General features: G+C 36.2%; 6 protein-coding genes. All 6 read left to right on the forward strand.

What is annotated here, in order from left to right:
* Window positions 1–328 precede the first annotated feature (328 nt).
* The 6 genes from sigW to glmS all read left to right on the forward strand — a co-directional run bounded on the left by sigW (window position 329) and on the right by glmS (window position 7,448).
* Complete coding sequence (gene sigW, locus ACEWK1_RS26710; protein ID WP_098798136.1) at window positions 329–892, forward strand: RNA polymerase sigma factor SigW; 564 nt, start codon at window positions 329–331, stop codon at window positions 890–892.
* Window positions 893–905: 13 nt separating this feature from the next.
* Window positions 906–1,517 (forward strand): anti-sigma factor family protein, encoded by a 612-nt coding sequence (locus ACEWK1_RS26715; RefSeq protein WP_121664204.1) that lies wholly within the window; start codon window positions 906–908, stop codon window positions 1,515–1,517.
* 212 nt (window positions 1,518–1,729) lie between these two features.
* Window positions 1,730–2,551 (forward strand): diadenylate cyclase CdaA, encoded by an 822-nt coding sequence (cdaA, locus tag ACEWK1_RS26720; RefSeq protein ID WP_416636825.1) that lies wholly within the window; start codon window positions 1,730–1,732, stop codon window positions 2,549–2,551.
* Complete coding sequence (locus ACEWK1_RS26725; protein WP_416636826.1) at window positions 2,544–3,791, forward strand: YbbR-like domain-containing protein; 1,248 nt, start codon at window positions 2,544–2,546, stop codon at window positions 3,789–3,791. Before cdaA ends, ACEWK1_RS26725 begins: the two co-directional genes overlap by 8 nt.
* A 28-nt stretch (window positions 3,792–3,819) precedes the next feature.
* Window positions 3,820–5,166 carry a phosphoglucosamine mutase gene (glmM, locus tag ACEWK1_RS26730; RefSeq protein ID WP_121664207.1) on the forward strand — a complete coding sequence of 449 codons (1,347 nt, stop codon included), beginning with the start codon at window positions 3,820–3,822 and terminating at the stop codon, window positions 5,164–5,166.
* Window positions 5,167–5,642: 476 nt separating this feature from the next.
* Window positions 5,643–7,448, forward strand: a complete 1,806-nt coding sequence (gene glmS, locus ACEWK1_RS26735; protein ID WP_416636827.1) for a glutamine--fructose-6-phosphate transaminase (isomerizing) — start codon at window positions 5,643–5,645, stop codon at window positions 7,446–7,448.
* Window positions 7,449–7,902: the final 454 nt, after the last annotated feature.

Consider the following 7,902-nt stretch of genomic DNA (forward strand, 5'->3'; position numbering starts at 1 on the left):
GGGCCTTAGCTCAGCTGGGAGAGCGCCTGCTTTGCACGCAGGAGGTCAGCGGTTCGATCCCGCTAGGCTCCACCATAAATTAAATAATAATAACTATGATACATAAAACGATAAACACTGTTTATCGTTTTTTTAATGTATTAAAAGCTGGTGCAAACAATTTAAATATACGAAATGCCGAAAAAGTATATCTAAATAGCAAAAAACTAGAAACTTTTCTCCTTTCATTCTCCAAAATTTGTTAAAATAATGATTGTGAAAAAAAATGAAACCTTATTGGTTTCTAATTCGTATAAAAAGAGACCCGCAGAGTGCGGAGGTATGATAAATGGAGACAATAGTAAAAAAACGAATAAAACAGGTGAAAAAAGGTGATCAAAATGCTTTTGCTGAGATTGTCGATTTGTACAAGGATAAAATCTATCAACTTTGTTACAGGATGCTAGGAAATGCGCATGAAGCAGAGGATATTGCCCAGGAAGCCTTTATAAGAGCATATGTAAATATTCACACATATGATATGAATAAAAAGTTTTCTACATGGTTATACCGTATTGCAACGAATCTTTCTATAGACCGTATTCGTAAAAAAAAGCCAGATTATTATCTGGATGCTGAGGTTTCCGGAACAGATGGTTTAAATATGTATTCACAAGTAGCTGCCGATGTAACACTACCCGAAGAGGAACTTGAAACATTGGAATTGCAAGAGACCATTCAAAAGGAAATATTAAAACTTCCGGATAAGTATAGAACTGTAATTGTCTTAAAGTATATAGATGAGCTTTCTCTTATAGAAATAAGCGAAATCCTGAATATACCTGTTGGAACCGTTAAAACTCGTATACATCGAGGTAGAGAGGCTTTAAGAAAACAATTAAGGCACTTATGATGAGGTGATGATAATGAGCTGTTCTTCAGAATATGTTCAACTATTGCATAAATATTTGGATCTTGAATTAACACCAAGTGAGGAAAAAATGGTTAAGGACCATCTTCATACATGTGAGTCTTGTTATCAGCACTTTCATGAACTTGAAAAGGCTGTTGCTCTAGTCAAAAGCACATCACATATTGAAGCTCCTCTTAACTTTACTGAAGCTGTTATGAATAATCTTCCGCGAGAAAAAAGAACTGTTTCATGGAATCGTTGGTTAAAAAGTCACCCACTATTAACGGCAGCATCTCTTTTTATTGTTTTGATGACTGGGAGCTTGCTTTCTGCATGGAATGAAGATCAACATTTTAGTGTATCGAAACAAAGTAATTTAGTTGTTGAAAATAGTAAAGTTATCGTTCCTAAAGATGAAGTTGTTAAAGGTGATGTAATTGTTAAAAATGGAACATTAACGATTGAGGGTACAGTTGATGGAGATGTGACAGTTATAAATGGAGAGCAATTCATGGCTTCTGCTGGTCAAGTAACTGGAGAAATTGAGGAAGTTGATGAAATGTTTGAATGGTTATGGTATCACATGAAATCTGTTTCTAAAGAAGTCGTAGAGGTATTTAACTAGAATGTCGTAAGGAATGGAATTTAGGGTTCTTCTTGACCAGTGACTATGAGAAACAAATACACATGGTTAACAAGAATAAATAGTAAAGGTCATCCACTTGGTGACCTTTTTACATTCCTAATAATGAAGTGATATAATAATAAAGTTACATACACAACAATAAATAGACAATGTCTATTCATAAATAGAGTGAGCTCATGGAGGACGAGTGAATGGGTTATGAGGATTTACCAATATTGCAATACCTCCGTATAGCTGTTGACATTCTCCTTGTATGGTACGTTATCTACAAATTAATAATGGTAGCAAGGGGAACTAAAGCTGTACAGTTGTTAAAAGGAATTACCGTGATTATTGTTGTTCGAATGCTTAGTCATTATTTTGGGCTAAGTACTCTACAATGGTTAATGGACCAAGCAATAACATGGGGATTTCTAGCCATCATCATAATATTTCAACCAGAGCTACGTAGAGCCTTGGAACAATTAGGAAGAGGTCGCTTTTTTTCCAGAAGCGGTCAGCCTGGTGAAGATGATCCTGAAATAATAGTCGAATCTATTGTGAAGGCAACAGACTATATGGCAAAACGTCGCATTGGTGCACTTATGTCGATAGAAAAAGAAACTGGGATGAGTGATTACATAGAAACAGGAATTGCATTAAATTCAAGAATCTCATCTGAGTTATTAATTAATCTCTTTATTCCTAACACACCTCTTCATGATGGTGCTGTTATTATTCAAAAAAATCAAGTGGCTGCAGCAGCATGTTATCTGCCTTTATCAGAAAGTCCATTCATATCCAAGGAATTGGGTACACGACATCGTGCAGCACTTGGAATCAGTGAGGTTACTGATAGTCTTACAATTATCGTATCAGAAGAAACAGGAAGCGTTTCTGCTGCTAGAAACAGTGAGCTGCATCGAAATTTAAATCAAGATGAATTAAGAGAGATTTTACAAAAAGAATTACATTCTACAACAAAAACTGTTTCCTCAAACCGTTGGCATTGGAGGGGGAAAAAAGATGGATAGGTTGATGAATAACCATTGGGTAATGAGGATTATTGCCTTGTTCCTGGCAATCATGCTATATGCATCCGTTAATATAGAATCTGGATCTCAAGGGGGAACCCAATCAACAAATCCTTTTAATTCTTCTCCCTCATTGGATAAGGCAACTGTCACGGATGTGCCAGTCGTTACATACTTTGATCAAGAAAATCTTGTTGTTACAGGGGTACCAGAAACAGTTAATGTAACATTAGAGGGTCCAACGGTTGCATTGACAAAAGCAAGGACAGTTAAAGATTTTGAGATATATGCTGATTTAAATAAATTATCAATAGGTACTCATCGGGTTCAACTTAAGTATAAAAACTTATCCGAGGATTTAGAGGCAAGTATTAATCCTTCTACTATCACAGTTTCAATTGAAGAGAAGGTTACGAAGGATTTCCCAGTTGAGGTTGATTTTACTAATGAAGATAAATTAGAGGAAGGATACACACCGGATCAACCAATTGTAAATCCAAACAGTATTCGCGTGACAGCATCAAAAGAGGTTATTGACCGTATCGAAACGGTTCAGGCAACAGTGAATTTAGAAACTGCCAAGGAAACGATTAACCAGGAATCTAGAATTACGATTTATGACAGCGATGGAAACATTCTTCCAGTGGAAGTAGAACCGTCTGTTGTAGATGTTACAGTACCAATTAAAAGCCCGAGTAAAACTCTCCCTTTTAAAATAAGCAGGGAAGGTGAGCTTGAAAAGGGTTTAAGTGTCTTGAGTATAGAACCTAATCCGAAAGAAATTACTGTTTATGGACCACTTGATGTTCTTGAAAAATATGAATTTCTAGATGGTATTAAAGTAGACCTTTCTGAGATCCAAAAGGATACTACTATAGAAGTTAATGTCCCGGTACCTGAGGGCATCACGAAAGTTAGTCCGGAAAAAATTAAGATTGAAATAGATATCGAAGAACAACAAGAAAAGGTATTTTCGAGTAAAAAAATACAGGAAGTAGGGCTCTCTGGAGGAAAGGTCTTCGACTATATTGATCCCGATTCAGGAGCAATGGATCTTACCGTTTACGGAGCTCCAAGTGTAATAAATGACATAAAATCAGATGATATTGAATTATATATAAACCTGTCAGATTTAGCGGATGGTGAACATGAGGTGGAAGTTCAAGTTAATGGTCCTCAAAATCTTACTTGGTCATTGCAAAAAGAAAAGGTAAAAGTGAGAATTTCTTCAGCCTCTTAAGGCAGATTTGTATAAAGGAGCGAAACCAATGGGAAAGTATTTTGGTACAGATGGAGTACGAGGAGTTGCAAATAGTGAATTAACACCTGAATTAGCCTTTAAAATTGGTCGATTTGGTGGGTATGTTCTAACAAAGGATAAAGAAAGACCAAAAGTTATTATAGGAAGAGATACTCGTATTTCAGGGCATATGTTAGAAGGGGCTCTTGTAGCAGGACTACTGTCAATAGGAGCTGAGGTGATGCGTTTAGGTGTTATCTCAACACCTGGTGTAGCTTTCTTAACAAAGGCTCTTGGTGCGGAAGCAGGGGTCATGATTTCAGCATCTCATAATCCTGTAGAAGACAACGGAATTAAATATTTCGGTCCAGACGGTTTTAAACTTTCTGATGAACAAGAACTTGAGATTGAAAGACTAATGGATGAAGAAGAAGATACATTACCAAGACCCGTTGGTAAGAATTTAGGACAAGTAAATGATTATTTTGAAGGTGGACAGAAATATTTACAATTCCTAAAACAGACAGTTGACGAAGACTTTACTGGTATACATGTAGCATTAGATTGTGCACATGGAGCTACATCATCCCTTGCTACACATTTATTTGCAGATCTTGATGCAGATGTATCTACAATGGGAACATCACCTAATGGGCTAAACATTAATGACGGAGTAGGGTCGACACATCCAGAAGCTTTAGCAGCTTTCTTAAAGGAGAAGAATGCTGATATTGGTTTAGCATTTGATGGAGATGGTGATCGCCTTATTGCTGTTGATGAAAACGGTGATATTGTTGATGGTGATCAGATTATGTACATTTGTGCAAAATTTTTAAATAGTGAAGGTCGATTAAAAAAGAACACTGTTGTTTCAACAGTTATGAGTAACTTAGGCTTTTACAAAGGGTTAGAAGAGCATGCTATTAACAGCATTCCGACCGCTGTTGGAGACCGTTATGTTGTAGAAGAAATGAAAAGAAATGATTATAACCTGGGTGGAGAACAATCAGGTCATATTATCTTCCTTGACTATAACACAACGGGTGACGGTCTTCTTACGGGATTACAATTAGTTAATATTATGAAGTTAACAGGTAAAAAATTATCTGAACTTGCAAATGAAATGACAAAGTACCCTCAGTTGTTGATAAATGTAAAAGTAACGGATAAACATAGAGTGACTGAAAATGAAAAGGTAAGTGAAATCATTTCTGCTGTTGAAGAAGAAATGAACGGAAACGGCCGTATATTAGTTCGTCCTTCAGGCACAGAACCACTTGTCCGTGTTATGGCAGAAGCTCCAACAGAAGAACAATGTCGTGACTATGTTAATCGAATTGTTGCTGTAGTTAAAGAAGAAATGGGTATGGAATAAGACGGGGAAACCCGTCTTTTATTTAATTTTTATCGAAACTTAAAGACAAGTTTGTGTGAACGTTTATAGGATTTTGAACATATAGATAATGTATAACAATTCAAAAGGGTTGTTATCGATTGGAAAAACAATTGACGATTGTTTTTAACTTGTGTATTATTAATTTTGTTAAAAATACTCATACTAGAAAGGAGTACATTCATTATTTGTAACGTATTACTTAAAGCGCCTGAACTAAGTGGTCGATAAAACTTAGTTGACGAGGATGGAGGTTATCGAAAATATCGGCGGATGCCTCCCGGTTGTTCTTGGTTACAGCCGTAAGCTATTCCTTAAAACAGAAAGGTAACTTTTTGAACAAAGGGAATGGTATAGCCTTCCAATAAAAAAAGACATGTGTGAGGGGACAGTGATGTCTCCATTTGTGTAAAAATGACTTCCTGTCCCTGGTAGCACGCTATGGGAGGAAATTAATTATGTGCGGAATCGTTGGTTATATTGGCAAACAGGACTCTAAAGAAATTTTGTTAAAAGGCTTAGAAAAATTAGAATACCGTGGATATGATTCAGCAGGTATCGCTGCTATGAATCAAGATGGCGTTCATATTTTTAAGGAAAAGGGTCGTATTGCTAAGCTACGTGAAATCGTTGATGAAAAAGTTGAAGCAACTACTGGGATTGGTCATACTAGATGGGCAACTCATGGTGTTCCAAGTCAAGTAAATGCACATCCACATCAAAGTACTTCATCAAGATTTACACTTGTTCATAATGGTGTTATTGAGAATTACTCAATCTTAAAGCGTGAACATCTAACTGGTGTTGAGTTTAAAAGTGACACAGACACAGAAATTATTGTTCAAGTGATTGAGAAATTTGTTCATGAAGGATTAGAGGTTGAAGAAGCGTTCCGTCAAACGTTATCAATCTTAAAAGGCTCCTACGCAATTGCATTATTAGATGAGCAAAATCCGGATATGATCTATGTAGCTAAAAATAAAAGTCCACTACTTGTTGGTTTAGGAGATGGCAGCTTTAATGTTGTTGCTTCAGATGCAATGGCAATGCTGCAAGTAACAGACCAATACGTAGAAATTATGGATAAAGAAATGGTGTTCGTTGAACGCGAAAAAGTTACGATTAAAGATTTAAAAGGTAACGTAATTGAACGTGCTCCTTACAAAGCAGAGCTTGATGCAAGCGATATTGAAAAGGGCACATATCCTCACTACATGTTAAAAGAAATTGATGAGCAGCCTTTAGTAACGAGAAAAATCATTGCTAAATACCGTAATGAAAATGGTGGACTAACGGTTGATGAAGATATCGTAAATGCAGTTAATGCAGCAGATCGAATTTATATTATTGCAGCGGGAACTAGTTACCACGCTGGTTTAATTGGTAAGCAATTCATTGAAAATTGGGCGAAGATTCCAGTAGAAGTGCATATTGCAAGTGAATTTTCTTATAATATGCCATTATTATCAGCAAATCCATTATTTATCTTTATCTCACAAAGTGGTGAAACGGCAGATAGCCGCTCAGTACTAGTGCAAATTAAAGAGCTTGGTCATAAAGCTTTAACGATTACGAATGTGCCAGGATCTACCTTATCTCGTGAAGCGGATTATACAATGTTATTACATGCGGGTCCAGAAATCGCTGTTGCTTCTACAAAAGCATATACAGCACAATTAGCTGTTCTTTCCATTCTTGCAGCAGTTGCAGCTGAAGGAAAAGGCCGCTCATTGGAATTTGATTTAACAAAAGAACTTGGTATTGTAGCAAATGCAATGGAAGTACTTTGTGATCAAAAAGAAGAAATGGAAGAAATTGCGAAAGAATACTTTGCAACAACTCGAAATGCCTTCTTTATCGGACGCTCTGTAGACTATTATGTTGGCTTAGAAGGCGCATTAAAGCTGAAAGAAATTTCTTACATTCAAGCAGAAGGTTTTGCTGGTGGAGAATTAAAGCATGGTACAATTGCTCTTATTGAGAATGGTACACCAATTATTGCTCTATCAACTCAAGAACATGTCAACCTAAGTATTCGTGGGAATGTAAAAGAAGTTGTGGCACGTGGTGCAAATCCATGTATCATTTCTATGAAAGGCTTAGAAGAAGAAGACGATCGCTTCGTTCTTCCACTTGTTCATGAACAGCTTGCACCTCTAGTATCAGTAGTACCACTGCAACTGATCTCTTACTATGCCGCATTACACCGTGGCTGTGACGTTGATAAGCCACGTAACCTTGCTAAAAGTGTTACAGTTGAGTAATTTTAAATAGACAAAAAGAAAACCCTGATGATTAAAAACAATTTCGGGAACTTTGAAACAATATCGGGTACTTGAAAAGAAAATCGGGAACTTGGAAACAAATTCGGGTACCAAGTTATCAAGCAATAATATTCAAGATATTGAAGACCCAATCCAATTTATATTGGATTGGGTCTTCTTTTTGTTCAAAGTAAAGTGTTGAATTTTAAAAAAATGGAGGATCATTTTAAGCTGCTATTTCTTATTTTTTGCAGTAGTTGTTTTTGTAAAATTTTTCATTTTCAAAATAATAATATGGTAAAATTAAGATAATAACTTGTTTTTAGGAGGCGGAAGAATGAATTCCGTGACAGAACCAAGCACAATTGTAAGCCAAGATGTTGAATTAAAATAAAGTTTGCAGAATTAGAAAAAAGTCTGCTTAAAAAGAAAAAAGTTTGCACAAAGCCTCGTG

Source organism: Metabacillus sp. YM-086 (assembly GCF_048059995.1).
Taxonomy (GTDB): domain Bacteria; phylum Bacillota; class Bacilli; order Bacillales; family Bacillaceae; genus Metabacillus; species Metabacillus litoralis_B.